Below are 19,488 nucleotides of genomic sequence, written 5' to 3' on the forward strand. Positions count from 1 at the left end.
CTTTACTTTTTGGTTTTTTCGTATTTATTGAACATGGAAACATTCATTAATACTCCCATAGCTAAAGATAACAAAATTACGGACGTTCCGCCATAGCTGATAAAAGGAAGTGTAACACCCGTCAACGGAATGATGCCCGTTAACCCCCCTAAATTCACAAATGACTGGATTCCAATCATGCTGGCAATACCTGCTGCAAGCATTCTCGCTAACGGATCATGCGTTGTCATCGCAATCCAAAGTCCACGAAGTACAATAAAACCTAAACCACCTAAAACAAACACTACACCCAACACACCCAGTTCTTCAGCAATGACTGACATAATGAAATCGGTATGGGGTTCCGGTAGATAGCCCAATTTCTGAATAGATTGACCGAGTCCTAAACCACTCAATCCCCCAGAGCCAATAGCTAGATAGCCGTTAACAATCTGAAAACCAAATCCTAATTCATCCGAAAACGGATTAAAAAAAGCATCCAGACGTCCAAGACGTTTTTCAGTAAAAATCATATCTCCTGCAAAAATCATGAAAGGCACAATAATAATAGATGCTGCCGCAATAAAAATACCTGCAAGACGGATAAATGGTTTTAAGCGAACACCACTCGCTGACATAACTGATAAACCGACCGCTCCAATAATTAGCATAGAACCAAGATCGGGCTCAAGAAATACAGAAAACAGGACAAGCGTCAAAATAATAACAGGTGGTATAATCGCATCATTCAATTTGTTGATGGTGCCATTGTGGTATTTGTTTGAAAACACTCCTGATAAATAGAGAATGATGCCGACTTTTGCTACTTCTGAAGGCTGTATATTAGCAAATCCAAGGCTGATCCAACTTTTAGCACCACCCGCTGCAAAACCGACAAAATGCACAGCAACCAAACCAGTAAAAACCACTGCTAGAATGATCATCATCATCCATCTCTTTTTAAAATGTTTGTATGGGAAAACTGCTGCAATCGCGAAAACTGGAAACGCAATTGCTAAATTTATTAATTGTTGTATGTAAAATCGGTCCGGCTCAGAGCCATAATAATTGACTGACCAGGCCATACTTGAACTGTAGATCATAATCAAGCCAAATATTATTAAAGCCAGATAAGTAAAAAACAAAGGATAATCAAAGAACTTTGCGTATTTCTTGATGTAAGATTTCATTTTAATACCTCTTTTAAATTTGATGGATTAGGAAGAAAATGCAGATCGCTGTATAAATTTGATAGGTAACAACAATTTTAAATGAAATGCCAGTCTGCCTGCTATATGAAAAAAAGGCTACCTTAAAGGCTGACTTTTCACTGGTGCCTAGCACCAACGAACCTCTAATTGGTGAAGAGTCTAACTAGAATACGTCCTTAAATTTTAAAAAAACTCAAACAAATTTCGTTTGAGTTTTAGATCATTTATTTGTATACGCTTCGTGAAGAATGGAAAGTTTCTTTTCCAGCGTATCCATTAAATTTTTTCCAGCCTCACGTTCGATTAGCCCCAGCTTAACCGCAAAATCGATTTCACGCGATAGGCCGAACATTTGGGTGTCAAGCACCTCTTCATATAAAGGACAAGATGGCAATGTCAAATGATCCATTTGCACCTTAATCAATTGCTCAATTTTTTCTGCATCAGCTTTGAGGAGTTCCAAGGCCTTCAGATGGTATGTTTGTTCTTCTGTATGTTCCATGAGGAATCCCCCCATATTATGAGTTTTCTTCTCTGTTTTCCTGTTTAAAGTGTATCTTTTAAAAAGAGAAAATGCAAGCCTCTATAATGAAAGAGATGAATCCCTTTAGGAACTTGACACAAAAAGGTATACTATTAAGAGAGCAACTATTTAAGATGGAGGGTTTACCCATGGAATTTATTGTACCTTTTAAAGGTGAAGTGAAATTTAAACTCATATTGGATCCTACTGTATGGATTTTTGACGACCGTAAGTTGAATTTGGAAACGTATTTTCAAGAAGAGCGAATCGAAAAAGACGAACTTGAAGACTATAAGCGCGGAATGGGTGAACATTGGTCTCGTGAAATCATGGAAGGCAGTACCGTGCCGCCGACTTTGAATTCAGAAAAAACCTATAAGAGTAAAGAAAAAAAAGAAATGCTAACAGGAACTTTCGGCATTCTTTTTAAGCCATTCCTTTTGAATGCAGAACCTTTTGAACATGCAAAACGTGTGGTTTTTGAAACCTTAAACGGTGAATTCGAATTCCCAATTGAGCATGCTGCACAACTAATTTTCAAATTCAGTGATCACGGTAAACCTTTAAAAGAAGATGGTCCTGTCCACGTACTTCTTCCAGACGGTTCTAATCAGGAAAATCCAATTACCGATATCCAAGCCATCCGAGTCGAATAGGAGTGATTCATCATGCGTGTAAAATGTGTAATCTGCGATAAGATTGAAGAGTTAGTCGATGATACACTCCAGGCAAAGCGCCTGCGCAATAGACCAATCCATACACATATGTGCAACGAATGCCACGACCGGATCACAGATAGAACAAAAGAGCGCATTGCCACGGGTTCTTTTCGATTCTATCGCAGTTCTCGTAGCATTGAGGATGATTTCTGATGAAGCTCTTAAAAGGTCTCTGGATTGGTTTTTGGAGTGGGTTAATTTTAGGGCTTTTGATGAAATGGATTCAATCAGTCACTGGCGTTCAAATATATACATTATTATTGAATGTTGATTTTGTTCCCGTGATTGGGACAATACAATGGTCAGAAGTTACGGAATTTATTTTTCATATGACGATTTCATTGATTATCGGAGTTGTCTTCGTTTATTTAGCCAAACGACGCAATTATTCATTTGGTCAATTGGTGCTTATCAGTTTACTGATGTCAGTTCCTTTTCCGTTCCTTTACTTTTTATTGTCTTATCTTGCAATTGAAGCTAATGTTCCAGCTGTTACTGATTGGGGAGCGTTTCTGTATTGGGTCTTTTCTCACCTCACATACTCCTTGTTGCTGCCTATTCTCTATAAAACTTTTGAACGCAAAAACGCTGTATCTCAATGAGATACAGCGTTTTCGCGTTTTTCGCGCCATAAGCGGATTTTATAAAGAATCAGTATGAGCGCTGCAATGACTAACCCTTCAACAATCGGTAGGAAAAAAGCAAGAAACGTAAGCCCTAAACCGCCAATTGCCAAAAACAAGCCAATCGCTACATTTTTTCCAAGTGATAACTTTTTAGCAAACCCCAATTTATAAACAAACGCCGAGAGCAGGAAAATTATCGCAAACAATGCGTATCCTGCCATTTCAAAACTCGGCAAATTTTGATACAAAATTCGAGCCACCGGATACATATTGTCATAGACAAAAGCTTGTTCGTCCACGGTTATACATCCTTCCTATTCACTTATTCTTCGATGGCAACTTTCTTTTTCTTAGCCATACGTTCACGTTCGTTTTTGTCAAGAATCTTTTTACGCAGACGAATCGTTTGCGGTGTAATTTCGCAATACTCATCGTCGTTCAAGTATTCAAGTGCTTCTTCAAGGCTCATTAGACGTGCTTTTTTCATTGTTGTTGTTTGGTCTTTGTTAGCTGAACGAATGTTAGTTGCAGCTTTAATTTTTACAATATTTACTGTAAGGTCGCTATCGCGGTTATGTTGTCCAACAATCATACCTTCGTAAATTTCAGCGCCAACTTCAACGAATGAAGTTCCGCGGTCTTCGATACCCATCAAGCCGTAAGTCGAAACTTTACCGCGCTCCATAGATACCAATACGCCTTCACGACGTCCGCCAACACGACCAGAAGCAACTGGCTGGTAGCTGTCGAATGTGTGGTTAATAATTCCGTAGCCACGAGTTTGCGTTAAGAATTCAGTTGTATAACCGATCAAACCACGTGCTGGTACATTAAACACCATACGAACTTGTCCGCTACCGTTGTTTACCATATCCAACATTTCGCCTTTACGTTCACCTAATGACTCAATGATGTTACCTGTATATTCTTCAGGAACGTCTACTTGAACACGTTCTACTGGTTCGCAGCGAACTCCGTCAACCATACGAACGATAACTTCAGGTTTAGAAACTTGAATTTCGAATCCTTCACGGCGCATGTTTTCGATCAAAATCGACAAATGCAATTCTCCGCGACCAGAAACTACCCAAGCGTCAGGTGAATCTGTATTGTCTACACGTAGAGATACGTCTGTTTGCAATTGAGCATCCAAACGTTCTTGGATTTTTCTTGAAGTGATCCATTTACCTTCTTTACCTGCAAATGGGCTATTGTTAACTAAGAAAGTCATTTGTAGAGTTGGCTCATCAATGCGTAAGACTGGCAATGCTTCGCGATGTTCTGCAGGACAAACCGTTTCCCCTACGTTGATGTCTTCCATACCTGAAACGGCAATCAAGTCGCCAGCTTCTGCTTTTTCGATTTCCACCCGTTTTAGGCCCATGAAACCGTGCATTTTCGTCACACGGAAGTTTTTGAATGAACCGTCTAGTTTCATCAATGAAACCGATTGTCCAACTTCGATCGTCCCGCGGAATACGCGGCCGATTCCGATACGTCCAACATAATCACTATAATCAAGAAGAGCTACCTGGAACTGAAGTGGCTCATCTCTGTTATCGATTGGCGCTGGGACGTGTTCCAGGATCGCATCATAAACAACCTGCATGTTTTCTTCTTGATCAGCAGGATCTGAAGAAAGACTTGCTGTACCGTTCATACCTGATGCAAAAATAACCGGGAATTCCAATTGATCGTCATTCGCTTCAAGTTCAATGAACAATTCGATGACTTCGTCAACCACTTCTTCAGGACGTGCAAAGTCACGGTCAATTTTGTTTACAACTACGATTGGCTTCAGGTTTTGTTCTAATGCTTTTTTCAGTACGAAGCGCGTTTGTGGCATACAGCCTTCATAAGCGTCTACTACCAATAGAACACCATCAACCATTTTCATGATACGTTCAACTTCTCCACCAAAATCCGCGTGTCCAGGCGTATCTAGGATGTTGATTTTAGCGTCTTTGTATTGAATTGCAGTATTTTTCGCAAGAATTGTAATTCCGCGTTCTCTTTCGATGTCGCCAGAATCCATTGCGCGTTCGTCAACGTGTTCGTTCGAACGGAAAGTTCCGGATTGTTGTAGAAGCTGATCCACTAGCGTTGTTTTACCATGGTCAACGTGGGCAATAATTGCAATGTTTCTTAAGTCGTTACGTAATTTAGTCATAATTTCACTCCAATATTCTTTTTTCATGCCTATAACTGTGCTAGTATAGCACATATAGGTGTAAAACCCTAAGATTTTATTTCAGTTTGTAAGCTACAGGAGGCAAATCAAGTGAAAAAATCAATAAAAAACATTAAATGGATCTTCGTATTGTACTCTTTGGCAGCGTTACTAGCGATGGCAGGAATCGGCTTGGCTGTTGGCTTGCGCAGTGTACTGGGCATATTCGCAGCAATCTTAGTCCTGTGTTTAATCATGGGCATGGGATTCAAGAAGAAAAAAGAAATGCGGGAAGCCGGATTACTATAATTATAAAAAAAGATGCGGAATTCCGCATCTTTTTTTACTTGAATTTTATATATTTTTCTAACAGTTCTTGATGAATTGCGGGATTAGCTGCTATAAAAGTGTCTTGTTTTAAAAGATTTGCTGGGTCTCCTTTAAAATTCGTCGTTATTGCACCTACTTCTTGAGCAATAACCATACCCCCAGCAATATCCCACGGAGATAACCTCATTGAAATGTAAGCATCAAAACGCCCAGATGCCACATAAGCAAGTTCAAGTGCTGCCGAACCATAAGAGCGTGTACCACGTACATCGCGAATCAATTGAATGATAGCTTCGTGATCTAAATAACGATTTGGGATTGACCATGTCGCATTCATTGCCACGATGGATTCGGATATGTCTGTTTCCATAAGCGGTCTTAGCTTTTCATTGTTGTAATATGCTCCACCGTCTTTAACTCCGTGGTATAAATCATCGTTGACAACATCATATATATAGCCCAGTTTACCGATCCCATCTTCGTATATTCCTAGAGATATAGCAAAGTTGCGTTTCTGATGAACAAAATTCATCGTGCCATCAATTGGATCGAGCAACCAAATAATTCCGTTCGTGTTTTGGATATCATCTCCAAAGCCTTCTTCTCCAAAAATTCGATGCCCTGAGAAATCTCTGCGAATCCGCTCGATAAAAAATTGTTCAATTTCTTTATCCATATTGGTTACCAAATCATTGGCATTCGATTTTGATTCAATCGTAATATCCGTTAAAAAAGAATTACGAATTCGATGCCCTGCTTCTTTAATGAGTGATTTTATGTATCTATCCATAGCATGCAAGTCCATCTGTGCATCCCTCCTTGTTTGTTTCAGTATAACGAAAAAGGCATCTGCTGTCTTACTCTAGCAGATGCCTTTAATGTATAGATGAATTAGAGCGCATGGAGGGCCTCCAGTTCTAGGTGAATTTCCTGAAGTCGCTGTTTACTTTTAGACACTTCATGGTCGTCCTTTTGCTGCATTGCATCAAACAGTGAAGCAAGTTCATAATCGAGTTCTAACTTTAATACATGTACATATTCCTTCTCTACATCCGCTTTGCGGATTATCTGAACCATCTGTTTCATAATGAGCACCCCTTTCTCATCAAAGTCGGAAGATTCCGACTAATCTTGTTACAACTTTATAATAACATTTTTTTCTAACGAAATCCATTGGCAGAAACGTATTTATATTCTTTTTTCCCAAACTTCGTTAAAATGAAACCTGATTGCTTAAATTAGAGGAGGATATTTATTTGAAACCTTACTGGAACGAACAAGATTTTGAAGTTTTTAACACTCCTGGCTTAGATGCTAGAATGTCTGCACTGACTGATATTGTCCGGCCAAAATTCGAAGAACTTGGCATTGAATTTTCATCATTTTTCTCTGGAAAAACCGGAAATGAATTTTTCCCTCACGTAGCTAAACATATGCGAAGAACTGTAAATCCGCCAAATGATAGTTGGGTAGCCTTTGCACCTTTTAAAAGAGGCTATAAAGCCGTTCCTCATTTTCAAATTGGCATGTGGGAAAGTCACGTATTCATTATTTTAGCGGTTATTTATGAGGCTCCCAATAAAACTGCAATGGCGCAAAACTTATTGCATTCTGATGTATTGCAACAGTTGCCAACCGATTTCACCGCTTCAGGAGATCATATGAAACCGCAGTCCGATACGTTATATGAATTAGGTGACGCAGGTATTGAAAAACTGCTAATTCGGTTGCGTGATGTAAAAAAAGGCGAATTTGTAATTGGCCGCCATTTAACTAGAGAACAGGCCGCTTCTTTAAATAAGGAACAATTTTTTCAATTCACAGAAGAAACTTTCCAAGCTTTACTGCCTGTTTATACAGCTTTGCTCCAACCAGCAAAAGAACCTGTCAGCCGCTAAGGCTACAGGTTCTTTTTTATTACTTGTTTTTTAGTTTGATGGTTTCATCGCCTGTTCCAGCTTTCATTTCTTTAATAACCGGAAAGGCTACATACCCACTTTCTTCTTCAAATTCACGAAAATAGGTTTTTTCTTCTGATATCGAAGGAACTACTTGCTTGAACTTACGATAGCGCGTCAATAAGTCTTGTCGGGTAATGCCTTTTTCATAAGCCATTTCAATTGCTTCAAAAAAACCGACAACATCAATAATTTCTTCTGTTGACCATTCAATTGAAAATGGATAAGAATAATCCATTGTTCATCCCTCATTTCATCTAGTAACTGACCATTTACCTCGGATTTCTTCAGCCTGTTTGACCATTGAGTCAATCAGTTCCTGAACTGTCGGCTCATCTTTGATCAATCCAGTCACTTGTCCCGCCCAACCAAAGCCTTGGTCTGTTTCTCCATTATAGATGAAACGCTTGTTGGCTTCACCACTAATGTATTCTTTTAAAGCCTCATAAGTGGGCGCGTGACTTTCAATCTCTAAAATTTTGTCGGTCCAACTATTCCGTAACGTTCGCGCAGGCGCACCAATGCTGCGTTTGATAATAACTGTATCGTTCTCTGAACTATTGATTAGCTGCTGTTTATATGCTGCTGAGGCATGGACGCATTCTTTTGTGGCAATAAAGCGTGTGCCCATTTCAATTCCTTCAGCACCTAATGCAAGAGCGGCCATCCAGCCCCGTCCGTCACCAATTCCTCCTGAAGCGATAACCGGAATCTTTACAGCATCTACCACTTGTGGAATTAGCACCATTGTCCCAATATCGTCACGCCCCAAGTGCCCACCACCTTCTTGACCCACGACCATAACAGCATCAGCACCGAGACTTTCTGCTTTTTGAGCTTGCCTTTTTGCAGCAACCAATACCAACTTTTTAATGTTGGTCTCTTTTAGTTGCTCGAATATTGGCGTCGGATTGCCACCAGTCATCGAAACAACCGGCACTCCTTCTTCAATCGCTACATTCAACATATGAGAAAACGAACGACCGTGATCGCCAATTGCAAAATTAACACCAAAAGGCTTGTCCGTCAATTGTCTTACTTTTTGAATCTCTGTTCTCAATTCTTCAGGCGTTGACAAACTCATTGCTGTAATTTGACCAAGTCCTCCTGCATTTGACACTGCCGCAGCTAGTTCCGCATAGGCTAAGTAAGCCAACCCCCCTTGAATAATCGGATAACGAATTCCTAATAGTTCCGTCACTTTTGTTTTGAACTCCATCGAATCACTCCTTTTCTCTCTATCTGTTCATGTATTCGCTTTCACGATGTAAAATCCTTTTAATTTGTACTATAGGTGAGTACATCATGCTATAATTCATTTTGTTTTCATTTTATTTAGCGAGGTGGGCTTATCATTGTCTCAATTAGAAACTCCGTTATTTGATGCGCTTCTCAAGCATCGAAACCGGCACCCAATCCAGTTTCACATTCCTGGCCACAAAAAAGGGCAAGGTGTAGATCCAGCTTTTAGAGAATTTGTCGGCGACAACATTCTTTCTATCGATTTAATTAACATCGCTCCTTTGGATGATTTACATTCTCCAAAAGGTGCCATCAAAAAAGCGCAAGAGCTAGCTGCTGAAGCTTTTGGAGCAGATTATACATTCTTTTCTGTACAAGGTACAAGTGGCGCAATTATGACAATGATTCTTAGTGTCGTTGGTCCCAATGATAAAATTCTAGTGCCAAGAAATGTCCATAAATCTATCATGTCGGCTATTGTTTTCGCTGGTGCTATCCCGATTTTCATTCATCCTGAAGTAGATCCTGAGCTTGGTATCTCTCATGGAATTTCGGCGGAAGCAGTAGAAAAAGCATTAGTTGAATACCCAGATACTAAAGCCGTACTAGTCATTAATCCGACTTATTTCGGTGTAGCCGCTGACTTAAAACGGATTGTCGATATTGCACATTCGCGAAATGTCCCTGTTCTGGTCGATGAGGCACATGGGGTTCATATTCATTTCCATAAGTCATTGCCGATTTCCGCAATGTCGGCAGGAGCGGATATGGCAGCAACTTCCGTCCATAAATTAGGTGGATCTATGACACAAAGTTCAGTGCTAAATGTACGAGAAGGTTTAGTATCGCCAAAGCGCGTACAATCGACGCTTTCTATGCTAACGACGACGTCGACGTCCTATCCAATCTTAGCGTCTCTTGATACTGCGCGCCGTCAATTGGCAATCAATGGCTATGATTTGATTGATCGGACGATTCGGTTAGCTCAAGATGCGCGCAAACGCATCAACAAAATCCCTCATTTACACTGTGTGGGTAAAGAATTACTAAATTCGTCCGCCACTTTTGATATGGACCCGACGAAACTATTAATCAGTGTAAAGAATTTAGGTATTACTGGACATCAGGCCGAGGAATGGCTGAGAGAAAATGCTAATATTGAAATCGAACTTTCCGATTTGTATAATATTTTATGCCTCATCACAATTGGCGATAGCCGCAAAGAAGTAAATCTATTGATCAATGCACTTCAACGTATGACTGAGACCTTAGAAAGTGATGCCGTAGTCATCGAACCTGTCGTATTGATGCCAGACATTCCAAGACTCGCAATGACACCACGTGACGCTTTCTATGCAACAACAGAAGTTATCTCAATCAATGAAGCAGTCGGACGCATTTCTGCTGAATTTATCATGGTCTACCCACCCGGTATCCCTATTTTCATTCCTGGTGAAATCATCACCCAAGAAAATATCAACTATATCCATATGAACGTAGCTGCCGGGTTACCCGTACAAGGACCAGAAGACGACACACTGCAAATGCTACGGGTTATAAAAGAACAACAAGCGATTAGGTAACACGAAAAGTGAAAGTGCCTGGTCAGCTCCGACAGGCATAAGACGGCCCAGCAGTGTGGCGTTCTTTGCCACGCAGCTGGGTTGACTTATGTCCCGAGGAGCTAGGCACTTGCAACTGGACACCGAAAAGCGCAAGCAGCCATGTAGATTCGACAGGCATAAGATGCACTGGCGAAGTGGCGTGTTTTCAGCCACACAGCCAGAGTGGCTTATGTCCAGAGAATCTGGCTGCTGGAGTCTAGACACCGAAAAGCGCAAGCAGCCATGTAGATTCGACAGGCATAAGTTTACGTAATGAACCCTAAAAAAACGATCCACAGAAAAATACCTGTGGATCGTTTTTTTACATACCTTCGATTGTTTTCGGGTCCACAAAGCTATATCCTTTATCTTGTAGTCCTCGGATAATTCCGGGTAATGCCTCTGCAGTCCAATCTCGATCGTGCATCAATAAATTAGCACCATTATTTAAATACTCCGTATTAACCATAATTTCTGTTAATGCCGCAGCGTCTTGATAGTCTTTTTCCCAGTCGTAGCCGTAGGTCCAGTTCATGAGAACCATCTGTTGGTCTTCGACAAGTTGTTTGCTAAAGTCAGTATTAGAGCCAAAAGGAGCACGGAAAAACTTTGGTTTTTCTCCAGTAATTTCTTCAACAACTTTATTAATCTCCAAAATTTCTTGTTGCTGCTGCTGCTCAGAAAGATTTTTTAAATTTTCGTGGCTATATGTATGATTCCCAATTACAAAGCCCATATCGTAGATTTCTTTTAACTGTTGCTTTTCCTCATCTGTATCTAAAAAATGACCATTGACGAAGAAAATTGCTGGAATTTCTTTACTTTTCAATGTTTCTGCCATTTCTATTGAATGTTTATCCGGCGCATCATCAATAGTTACTAATACTACTTTTTCAGCAGCATCTGCTATAGGTTGTACTGACCAATTAGCAGGATTGATGCGATATTGTGGTTCCGACGTTACTTCTTCTTTTGGTTCTTCTTCAACTGCTTCTTCTTTTGTTTCAATTACTTCTTCATCTTTTTCGGCTTTTTTTCCTTCAGTTGCAACTTGTTCTTTAACTGTCTTTTCTTCCTTATTTGTAACTGCTTCATCGTCATTTCCACATGCCGCTAGTAATAACAGGGCGGTTACCAAAACCATTGCTTTTCTATTTATCAATCCAAACACTCCTTTGTCAAACAAATCTTACCATGAAAAATAGCTTTTCTTCAAAAAAAAGAAGCCGCAAAAGCGACTTCTCTACTATTTATTTAATAATGTGAATTGGTGTTCCAAGAGCTACTTCAGCAGCTTCCATAGTGATTTCAGCAAGTGTTGGATGAGCATGAATCGTCATCGCGATATCTTCTACTGTCATTCCAGCTTCGATAGCAAGACCAAGCTCAGCGATCATGTCTGATGCGCCAGCTCCAACAATTTGTGCACCTAACAGCAAACCGTCAGATTTACGCGAAACCAGCTTCACGAATCCTTCAGTTGCGTTTAATGAAAGAGCACGGCCGTTTGCAGCGAATGGGAATTTCGCAGCCGCAGCTTCGAATCCTTCTTCTTTTGCCTGTTCTTCAGACAAACCAACGCTTGCAAGTTCCGGATCTGTAAAGCAGACCGCTGGAATAGCCATGTAATCAACTTCAGACTTTTCTCCTGCAATTGCTTCTGCGGCTACTTTACCTTCGTATGAAGCTTTGTGCGCTAACTGAAGGCCAGCTACTACATCACCGATTGCATAAATGTTGGAGATGTTTGTACGACATTGTTTGTCGACTTCGATCAAGCCACGGTCAGACATATTCAAGTTCAATTCTTCAAGACCCATTTCGTCTGTATTTGGACGACGGCCAACAGTTACAAGAACATAATCTGCTTCAAGCGTTTTTTCTTCTCCGCCCGCTTCATACGATACCGTAACGCCAGAATCAGTTTCTTTTACACCTTTAGCAGATGCTTTAGTGATAACTTCAACGCCTTTTTTCTTCAATCCTTTTTTGACGATTGCTGTCATTTGTTTTTCAAACCCAGCAAGGATATCCGGTGTGCCTTCAAGGATCGTTACTTCAGAACCCATGTTTGCAAATGCAGTACCAAGCTCTGTACCGATATATCCGCCGCCAATAACGATAAGTTTTTTCGGAAGCTCAGTCAGTGCCAAAGCGCCAGTTGAATTAATTACGCGTTTTGTAAATTTGAAAGTCGGGATTTCGACTGGACGAGATCCAGTTGCGATAATAGCATTTTTAAATTTATACGTTTGTGCTGAATTGTCATCCATAATGCGGACAGTGTTTTCATCAACAAAATAAGCTTCACCGCGTAAAATTTCAACTTTATTGCCTTTCAGAAGAGACTCAACGCCGCCAGTCAATTTCTTAACGACGCCATCTTTGAACGCTTGCGCTTTTTCAAAGTTAAGTGAAACTTCCTTTGCGATAATTCCCATGTCTTCTGAATGCTGAGCTTCCTCAAAACGGTGCCCAACAGAAATCATTGCTTTTGAAGGGATACAGCCGACGTTCAAGCAAACGCCACCAATATATTCTTTCTCTACGATTGTTACTTTTTGGCCAGTTTGCGCTGCCCGGATTGCTGCAACATAACCGCCAGGGCCTGAGCCAATTACGAGCGTGTCTGTTTCGATTGGGAAATCTCCTACTACCATAATTTTTACGCCTCCATTAATAGTAATTCAGGTTCACTTAATAAACGTTTAATATGATTTAATGCGTGCTGTGCTGTTGCACCATCGATCATTCTATGATCAAAGCTCAATGACAATGCTAACACAGGTGCCGCTACAATTTCACCATTTTTAATTACAGGTTTCTCTGCGATTCGGCCAATTCCAAGAATCGCTACTTCCGGATGATTAATAACAGGTGTAAACCATTGTCCACCAGCAGAACCGATATTCGTGATTGAGCATGATGCACCTTTCATTTCAGCAGCTGATAATTTACCATCACGCGCTTTTGTCGCTAAGCCATTGATTTCATCAGAAATAGCGAATACTGATTTACGGTCTGCATTTTTAATAACCGGAACCATTAACCCTTTTTCTGTATCTGCAGCAATTCCGATATTGAAATAATGCTTCTGAATCACTTCGCTTGTTTCATCATCAAACGATGTGTTTAAAGCTGGGAATTCACGCAATGTGCTGACTAACGCTTTTACTACATATGGTAAATACGTTAACTTGATTTCTTTTTCTGCTGCAATGTCTTTGAACTTTTTGCGATGTGCTACAAGTTCTGTCACATCTACTTCGTCCATTAAGGTTACGTGCGGAGCAGTGTGTTTTGAATGAACCATTGCTTTAGCGATTGCTTTACGAATTCCTGACATTTTCTCACGCGTTTCAGGGAATTCACCTTCAGGAGCTACTGCCGCTTTCGGAGCTGCTGCTTTATCAGTGCTTTCTTCTGTTACTTCTTGTGATACTTCTTCAGAAGCTGCAGGTGTTGCTGCTTTTTGATCGCCGTTCTTAAACGCTTCCACGTCTTCTTTTAACACTCGTCCATTATTACCAGATCCTGTTACTTGCTTAATATCGACATCGTTGTCGCGTGCAAATTTACGAACAGACGGCATTGAAATTACGCGTGCAGTCGGATCAGACTCCTCTGTTGAGTCAGCCTGTGGTTGAGATCCAGCACCTGTTTGTTTTTTCGGTTCTTCTTCTTTAGCAGATGCTTTATCCACATCTCCACCAGATTCAGCTGTACCGGCTTGGACTTGTTCTTCTGTTTCTTCTTTTACTTCAGGAGCGACTTCTTTTTTGTCACCGTGACTCCCTTTAAAACTCATTTCTTCAGCGTCCGGTGCATCGATGCGAACTAAAATATCGCCTACTACTGCAACCGTTCCTTCTGCCACCAATACTTCTTCAACTGTTCCTGAAACGGGTGAAGGAATTTCGACAACGGCCTTGTCATTTTGTACTTCGACAAGAATATCGTCTTCTTCGATTGTGTCCCCCGCTTTTACGAACCATTTTACGATTTCACCTTCATGGATACCTTCTCCGATATCCGGCAAACGAAATTCAAAAGCCATGTATATCACCCTTTCGGTTCTGTCTAATTTAAAAAGTTAAAACTTTCTTCGCTGTTTCGATAATATCCTTCGCATTTGGCAACCAAACTTCTTCCGCTTGTGAGAATGGGAATATTGAATCTGGTGCTGTTACACGAAGAACAGGTGCTTCTAAAGTAAGAATGGCACGGTCTGTAATTTCAGCTACAACACTCGCTGCAATTCCAGCTTGTTTTTGAGCTTCTTGAACGACCATAGCACGACCTGTTTTTTCAACTGATGCGATGATTGTTTCAATATCAAGCGGTTGGATCGTACGAAGATCGACCACTTCAACCGAATAATTTTCTTTTTCCAGTTCTTCTGCAGCTTTGATACTTTCTTGTACCATTGCACCATAAGCGATAATCGTTAAGTCTTTCCCTTCACGTTTCACATCAGCTTTACCTAAAGGAATTGTGTATTCTTCTTCAGGTACTTCTTGACGGAATGAACGGTATAGTTTCATGTGCTCTAAGAAAATAACAGGATCGTTATCACGAATTGCTGAAATCAACAATCCTTTAGCATCATAAGGTGTAGACGGAATAACCACTTTCAGACCTGGTTGAGCTGCCATCAATCCTTCTAATGAATCAGCATGCATTTCAGGTGTGTGGACACCGCCACCAAATGGTGAGCGGATTGTTACAGGAGAAGTTAAGCTTCCACCACTGCGGAAACGCATACGTGCCATTTGCCCGCTAATTGAATCCATTACTTCAAAAACAAATCCAAAAAACTGAATTTCTGGAACTGGACGATATCCTTGCAAAGCTAAACCAATAGCCAAACCGCCAATACCTGATTCAGCTAAAGGAGTATCAAAAACACGGTCTTCGCCGAATTCTTTTTGTAGACCTTCAGTCGCGCGGAATACACCGCCGTTATTTCCTACATCTTCACCGAAAACAAGAACGTTTTCATCATTCTTCATCTCTGTTTTCAGAGCGTCGGTAATTGCTTGGATCATTGTTAATTGTGCCATGGCTTACTTCGACTCCTTTGCTTTATAAATATCCAACTGTTCCTGAACATTAAACGGCACGTCTTCATACATAAGCTCTAAAAGATCTGATACTTTCTGTTTTGGAGCACCGTCAGCTTTTTTGATTGCTGCTTTAATTTCTTCTTTAGCTTTATCGATTACTTCATTTTCTTTTGCTTCATCCCAAATGCCTTTTGCTTCCAAATATTTACGGAAACGAATAAGAGGGTCTTTCTTTTCCCATTCGCTATCAATGTCTGATGTACGGTAACGTGTAGGGTCATCGCCCGCCATCGTATGTGGTCCATAACGGTAGCAAAGTGTTTCGATTAATGTTGGTCCATCGCCTTTAACTGCGCGTTCACGAGCATCACGCGTTACAGCATATACTGCAAGTGGATCCATACCATCTACAAGAACACCAGGAATTCCAGCTGCAACTGCTTTTTGAGCAATCGTTTTCGCTGAAGTTTGAAGTTCGCGAGGAGTCGAAATCGCATACTGGTTATTTTGCACAATGAAAATAGCCGGTGCGCGGAACGCGCCTGCAAAGTTGATTCCTTCGTAGAAATCTCCCTGAGAAGAACCGCCATCACCTGTGTAAGTAACTGCAACAGCTTCTTTTTTACGTTTTTGCATACCTAGAGCAACACCAGTAGCTTGAATAAATTGAGCACCAATGATGATTTGCGGAGGCAAGATATTCAAACCTTCAGCCATTTGGTTCCCCATGAAATGTCCACGTGAAAACAAGAATGCCTGATGAAGTGGCCATCCATGCCAAATCAATTGTGGAACGTCACGGTAACCTGGCAAAATGAAATCTTCTTTTGACAAGGCAAAATGAGAAGCTAGTTGTGAAGCTTCTTGTCCTGCTGTCGGAGCATAAAATCCAAGACGTCCTTGACGGTTCAAAGAAATTGAACGCTGATCAAGAATTCGTGTATATACCATCCGGCTCATCAATTCCTGTAGGTCTTCGTCCGAAAGTTTCGGGTCAGCCTCTTTGTTAACGATTTCGCCTTCTTCATTTAAAATCTGAACCATTTCAAACTTTTCTTCGATTGCATTCAGCGTCTCTACTGGATCGAACTGCTGTGATTTTTTCGCAGCCATAAAAGCAACTCTCCTTTTTATCTGTATTAAAATAATTAGATACAAGTTATGATACAATTTCGCATTCCTACTTAGTATACGTTACGACAAAACGTGGGTCAATCATAGAGAACCTGACATTTTTAAGCAATAATAATTGCATGACAATTTTGTTTTCTTGAACTGTATCAGTTCGTTTAATGTCCTGTATTATAATACAGAGTCGTTTTTACACATCTTTTATAGGACAGAAAAAGCGACCATAAAGGCCGCTTATTCCTCACTTTCATCTATTTTTTTCATTGTGGCATCTTTTAATTCATTGACCTGTTTGGTTACTTCGTTAAATGCTGTAACAGCCAGTTGAACTTGTTCGTTTTGTTCATTTACTTCCGCAGCTTTTTCTTGAAGCAGTTGCAACGTAGTTTCTTCCTTCTTCAACATCTCATACAATTCTTTTTGTCTTTCTATCAACTTTTCATAAGCTTTCGTAAACTCCGAATGAGCTGTGAAGCGTTCTTTCATTTTTGCCTTCAGCGCTTCCACGTCTGCTTTTACAGCTACTTCTTCGGCAGCTTTGATCACTTTATCAATGTCAGTGAAATTTTCTTCTGCAGACTGCATTGATTCTTTTTCAGTTTTTAAGAACTCTAGACGTTCGTCTGCCGAATCAAGCGCAGTTTGTGCTTGTTTAGCTACTTGGTCTTGCTCTTCTTGTGTCAATGCCATAATTTCTTCAAACAATTGTTGTTCTGTTTTCTCCCGCTTTTCCAAATCGTCTTGCACTGCACGGTACTCCTCTTCCGCATCGAAAGTATCGTTAAGTACTTGATCTAAATCTCCGCGAATTCCTGAACCTGAACAAGCAGTTAACAAAAAAATTACGAAAAAACTTAACGCTACGGCTGTTTTTTTCATCTAGTTCACTCCTTAATTCCCATGAATTAACTATAGTATGCACATACGGAAAATACAACTACGCTTTGCAGCTTTTTCTTTTTTCAAAATAGAAAAATTGCGTTATAATAAAATACATAGCAAGACATTTGAAAGGATGAAATCAGTTGATACGAATGAAAGATATAATACGCGAAGGTCATCCTACACTCAGAAAACGTTCTGAAGAAGTGAAATTTCCACTGTCTCAGGAAGATCGTCAATTGAGTAAAGACCTTATGGAATATGTAGTTGACAGCCAAGACGATGAACTGGCTGAAAAATATGATTTGCGTCCCGGTGTTGGTATTGCAGCCCCTCAAATAAATGAAGCAAAACGAATGTTCGCTTTGCATTTTGACGAGAGTACAGGAGAAGATCTTAGTCTCGTTGCCATTAATCCTAAAATAGTCAGTCACTCTATAGAAAAAGCTTATTTAGCTGCTGGAGAAGGTTGTTTGTCCGTTGATCGTGCAGTTCCTGGATATGTTCCAAGATATGCGCGAATTACCGTTAAAGCTTTTAATCCAGATGGTGAAGAATTCAAAATGCGTTTGACAGGGTTACCTGCTATTGCATTCCAGCATGAACTTGATCATTTGAATGGAGTCATGTTCTTCGATCACATCAATCCAACAAATCCTTTCGCTGAAATTGAAAATGCGATTGCAATCGGAAGAGACGCGGCTGAATAAGCCGCGTCTCTTTTTTATTCTATATGCTCAAGCACCTAGCTCGAACAGGCGCTTTCGCTTTTCTTTGTCAAATTAATTTTAAATGCTTGAACGCTTTTGCTAGACCGTCGTTGTCTACGTGTTCCGTTACATAGGATGCGCGTTTTTTGGTTTCTTCGTGACCATTTGCCATTGCGACACTATATCCGGCGACATCCATCATGTCTAAATCGTTCAAACCATCACCAAATGCGATTGTGTCTTCAATAGAGTGACCTGTTGCGCGGATCAACTTTTTAATTCCGCTTGCCTTAGTACCACCTTTTGGTGAAATATCACAAGAGACGCGGTGCCAGCGGACAAAGTCTACTTCTTTAAATGCATCGTGGTATTGCTGTTCTTCTTCTTTTTCACAGAACACCAGTGCTTGGTAGACTTCGTGATTCAAATGAAAATCTTTCTCTGTTTCAGGATGCGGTATTTTCAGCGTCTGTATACTTTCTTCAATATCCGGATGGAAATCGATAGAAGATACCATTTTCTCTTCGTTCATAAAGACAATGGGATGATTGCGTTGCTCTGCATACGCAAGAATTTCATTTAGCATGTTAGCTTCGATTGCTTGCTTATGAACCACTTTGTTGTTATGTGAGATGTACTGTCCGTTGAACGTAATGTACGTATCGATTTTTAGTTCTTCTAGAATAGAAGTAATCATAAATGGTCCGCGTCCAGTGGCAATGGCTAAGTCATGTCCATTCAATCGTGCTTGTTGCAGTGCTTCTTTTGCAGAAGCCGGTAGTTTTTTGTGTGAATCCAACAAAGTTCCATCGATATCTAGCAATAATAATTTCGGCATTTTAGAATCTCCATTCTTAATATAATTAGGGTTGAATACACAGGTTCAGCTTCTTTACAATTGTCAGAAAACGCAGTATAATCGCGTTAAGGAGTGGTTAGCCATGCTGAAACGGTTGAAAAGAAAACTTCTCAGACAGCTCAATGGCATCATGAATAAAAAGAAAATCGCATAAACGTTTTAGCCCTTCTTTATAAATAAGGAGGGCTATTCTTTATTTTAGTCTAATGTCATGATAATATAAAGGAAGTGCATCTATTTGAGCGTGGAAAAAGGAGAGCAAACAATGATTTTTAAAGTATACTACCAAGAAAACCGTTTTGAAGTACCTGTTCGTGAAAATACACAAAGCCTTTATGTGGAAGCAGCATCCGAGCGCGAAGTCCGACACCATTTAAAAGATCGTGACTACAATATTGAACTTGTTCAACTACTTGAAGGCAATCACCTTGAGTATGAACAAGCTAGTCAAAATTACGAAGTTGAGAGCATCGAATAA

Annotated in this window: 23 protein-coding genes; 8 read left to right on the plus strand and 15 right to left on the minus strand. The window is 40.3% G+C overall.

Annotated elements, in window-relative coordinates; translation table 11 throughout:
• Positions 1–2 precede the first annotated feature (2 nt).
• Both FQ085_RS01615 and FQ085_RS01620 read right to left on the minus strand, forming a co-directional pair.
• Positions 3–1,169, minus strand: coding sequence for an FtsW/RodA/SpoVE family cell cycle protein (locus FQ085_RS01615; RefSeq protein WP_058384834.1), 1,167 nt, complete (start codon positions 1,167–1,169; stop codon positions 3–5).
• A 241-nt stretch (positions 1,170–1,410) separates the two neighbouring features.
• Positions 1,411–1,692 carry an Fpa/YlaN family protein gene (locus tag FQ085_RS01620; protein WP_058384833.1) on the minus strand — a complete coding sequence of 94 codons (282 nt, stop codon included), beginning with the start codon at positions 1,690–1,692 and terminating at the stop codon, positions 1,411–1,413.
• 170 nt (positions 1,693–1,862) lie between these two features.
• Here FQ085_RS01620 and FQ085_RS01625 point away from each other — a divergent pair, with 170 nt between their 5' ends.
• The 3 genes from FQ085_RS01625 to FQ085_RS01635 are packed head-to-tail and all read left to right on the plus strand — an operon-like array spanning position 1,863 to position 3,034.
• Positions 1,863–2,369: a hypothetical protein gene (locus FQ085_RS01625; protein ID WP_058384832.1), complete on the plus strand. Its 507-nt coding sequence runs from the start codon at positions 1,863–1,865 to the stop codon at positions 2,367–2,369.
• 12 nt (positions 2,370–2,381) lie between these two features.
• A complete protein-coding gene (locus tag FQ085_RS01630; protein ID WP_058384831.1) occupies positions 2,382–2,585 on the plus strand; it encodes a YlaI family protein in 204 nt (67 codons plus the stop codon).
• Positions 2,585–3,034 (plus strand): hypothetical protein, encoded by a 450-nt coding sequence (locus FQ085_RS01635; RefSeq protein ID WP_058384830.1) that lies wholly within the window; start codon positions 2,585–2,587, stop codon positions 3,032–3,034. The genes FQ085_RS01630 and FQ085_RS01635 overlap by 1 nt, the downstream gene beginning before the upstream one ends.
• Here FQ085_RS01635 and FQ085_RS01640 read toward each other — a convergent pair.
• On the minus strand, positions 3,028–3,357 hold the full coding sequence (locus FQ085_RS01640; RefSeq protein WP_058384829.1) for a YlaH-like family protein: 330 nt from the start codon (positions 3,355–3,357) through the stop codon (positions 3,028–3,030). The genes FQ085_RS01635 and FQ085_RS01640 overlap by 7 nt on opposite strands.
• 23 nt (positions 3,358–3,380) lie before the next feature.
• Positions 3,381–5,228, minus strand: a complete 1,848-nt coding sequence (typA, locus tag FQ085_RS01645; protein WP_058384828.1) for a translational GTPase TypA — start codon at positions 5,226–5,228, stop codon at positions 3,381–3,383.
• A 123-nt stretch (positions 5,229–5,351) separates the two neighbouring features.
• Here typA and FQ085_RS01650 point away from each other — a divergent pair, with 123 nt between their 5' ends.
• On the plus strand, positions 5,352–5,537 hold the full coding sequence (locus FQ085_RS01650; protein ID WP_058386869.1) for a YlaF family protein: 186 nt from the start codon (positions 5,352–5,354) through the stop codon (positions 5,535–5,537).
• 34 nt (positions 5,538–5,571) lie between these two features.
• Here the strand turns inward: FQ085_RS01650 and FQ085_RS01655 are convergent, their stop codons facing one another.
• Positions 5,572–6,363, minus strand: coding sequence for an inositol monophosphatase family protein (locus FQ085_RS01655; RefSeq protein WP_149455760.1), 792 nt, complete (start codon positions 6,361–6,363; stop codon positions 5,572–5,574).
• 86 nt (positions 6,364–6,449) lie between these two features.
• Complete coding sequence (locus FQ085_RS01660; RefSeq protein WP_038704363.1) at positions 6,450–6,644, minus strand: hypothetical protein; 195 nt, start codon at positions 6,642–6,644, stop codon at positions 6,450–6,452.
• Positions 6,645–6,814: 170 nt separating this feature from the next.
• Between FQ085_RS01660 and FQ085_RS01665 the strand changes: the two genes are divergently transcribed.
• A complete protein-coding gene (locus FQ085_RS01665) occupies positions 6,815–7,456 on the plus strand; it encodes a YktB family protein (RefSeq protein WP_149455761.1) in 642 nt (213 codons plus the stop codon).
• A gap of 19 nt (positions 7,457–7,475) precedes the next feature.
• On the opposite strand, the gene FQ085_RS01670 is transcribed toward FQ085_RS01665, so the two are convergent.
• Positions 7,476–7,754 carry a UPF0223 family protein gene (locus FQ085_RS01670; protein ID WP_058384825.1) on the minus strand — a complete coding sequence of 93 codons (279 nt, stop codon included), beginning with the start codon at positions 7,752–7,754 and terminating at the stop codon, positions 7,476–7,478.
• Positions 7,755–7,769: 15 nt separating this feature from the next.
• Positions 7,770–8,735: an NAD(P)H-dependent flavin oxidoreductase gene (locus FQ085_RS01675; RefSeq protein ID WP_058384824.1), complete on the minus strand. Its 966-nt coding sequence runs from the start codon at positions 8,733–8,735 to the stop codon at positions 7,770–7,772.
• Between the two features lie 136 nt (positions 8,736–8,871).
• Here FQ085_RS01675 and FQ085_RS01680 point away from each other — a divergent pair, with 136 nt between their 5' ends.
• Positions 8,872–10,341, plus strand: a complete 1,470-nt coding sequence (locus tag FQ085_RS01680; protein ID WP_058384823.1) for an aminotransferase class I/II-fold pyridoxal phosphate-dependent enzyme — start codon at positions 8,872–8,874, stop codon at positions 10,339–10,341.
• A gap of 343 nt (positions 10,342–10,684) precedes the next feature.
• Here the strand turns inward: FQ085_RS01680 and FQ085_RS01685 are convergent, their stop codons facing one another.
• From FQ085_RS01685 to FQ085_RS01710, 6 genes are all read right to left on the minus strand, one after another.
• Positions 10,685–11,524 (minus strand): polysaccharide deacetylase family protein, encoded by an 840-nt coding sequence (locus FQ085_RS01685; protein ID WP_149455762.1) that lies wholly within the window; start codon positions 11,522–11,524, stop codon positions 10,685–10,687.
• Between the two features lie 88 nt (positions 11,525–11,612).
• Positions 11,613–13,022, minus strand: coding sequence for a dihydrolipoyl dehydrogenase (gene lpdA, locus FQ085_RS01690; RefSeq protein WP_058384821.1), 1,410 nt, complete (start codon positions 13,020–13,022; stop codon positions 11,613–11,615).
• Positions 13,023–13,027: 5 nt separating this feature from the next.
• Complete coding sequence (locus FQ085_RS01695) at positions 13,028–14,419, minus strand: dihydrolipoamide acetyltransferase family protein (protein ID WP_149455763.1); 1,392 nt, start codon at positions 14,417–14,419, stop codon at positions 13,028–13,030.
• A 28-nt stretch (positions 14,420–14,447) separates the two neighbouring features.
• Positions 14,448–15,425: an alpha-ketoacid dehydrogenase subunit beta gene (locus tag FQ085_RS01700; protein ID WP_058384819.1), complete on the minus strand. Its 978-nt coding sequence runs from the start codon at positions 15,423–15,425 to the stop codon at positions 14,448–14,450.
• 3 nt (positions 15,426–15,428) lie between these two features.
• Positions 15,429–16,541, minus strand: a complete 1,113-nt coding sequence (gene pdhA / locus FQ085_RS01705) for a pyruvate dehydrogenase (acetyl-transferring) E1 component subunit alpha (protein WP_058384818.1) — start codon at positions 16,539–16,541, stop codon at positions 15,429–15,431.
• 252 nt (positions 16,542–16,793) lie between these two features.
• Entirely contained in the window at positions 16,794–17,438 is a 645-nt protein-coding gene (locus tag FQ085_RS01710; RefSeq protein ID WP_058384817.1) for a YkyA family protein, read from the minus strand.
• A 146-nt stretch (positions 17,439–17,584) separates the two neighbouring features.
• On the opposite strand from FQ085_RS01710, the gene def reads away from it, so the two are divergent.
• Positions 17,585–18,151 carry a peptide deformylase gene (gene def / locus FQ085_RS01715; protein WP_149455764.1) on the plus strand — a complete coding sequence of 189 codons (567 nt, stop codon included), beginning with the start codon at positions 17,585–17,587 and terminating at the stop codon, positions 18,149–18,151.
• 67 nt (positions 18,152–18,218) lie between these two features.
• Here the strand turns inward: def and FQ085_RS01720 are convergent, their stop codons facing one another.
• The gene (locus tag FQ085_RS01720; RefSeq protein ID WP_149455765.1) at positions 18,219–18,989 is read right to left on the minus strand and encodes a Cof-type HAD-IIB family hydrolase; all 771 of its coding nucleotides are present in this window, start codon (positions 18,987–18,989) and stop codon (positions 18,219–18,221) included.
• Positions 18,990–19,275: 286 nt separating this feature from the next.
• Between FQ085_RS01720 and FQ085_RS01725 the strand changes: the two genes are divergently transcribed.
• Entirely contained in the window at positions 19,276–19,488 is a 213-nt protein-coding gene (locus FQ085_RS01725; RefSeq protein ID WP_058386868.1) for a DNA-dependent RNA polymerase subunit epsilon, read from the plus strand.

Origin of the sequence: Planococcus sp. ANT_H30 (assembly GCF_008369335.1) — a bacterium.
Classification (GTDB): domain Bacteria; phylum Bacillota; class Bacilli; order Bacillales_A; family Planococcaceae; genus Planococcus; species Planococcus kocurii.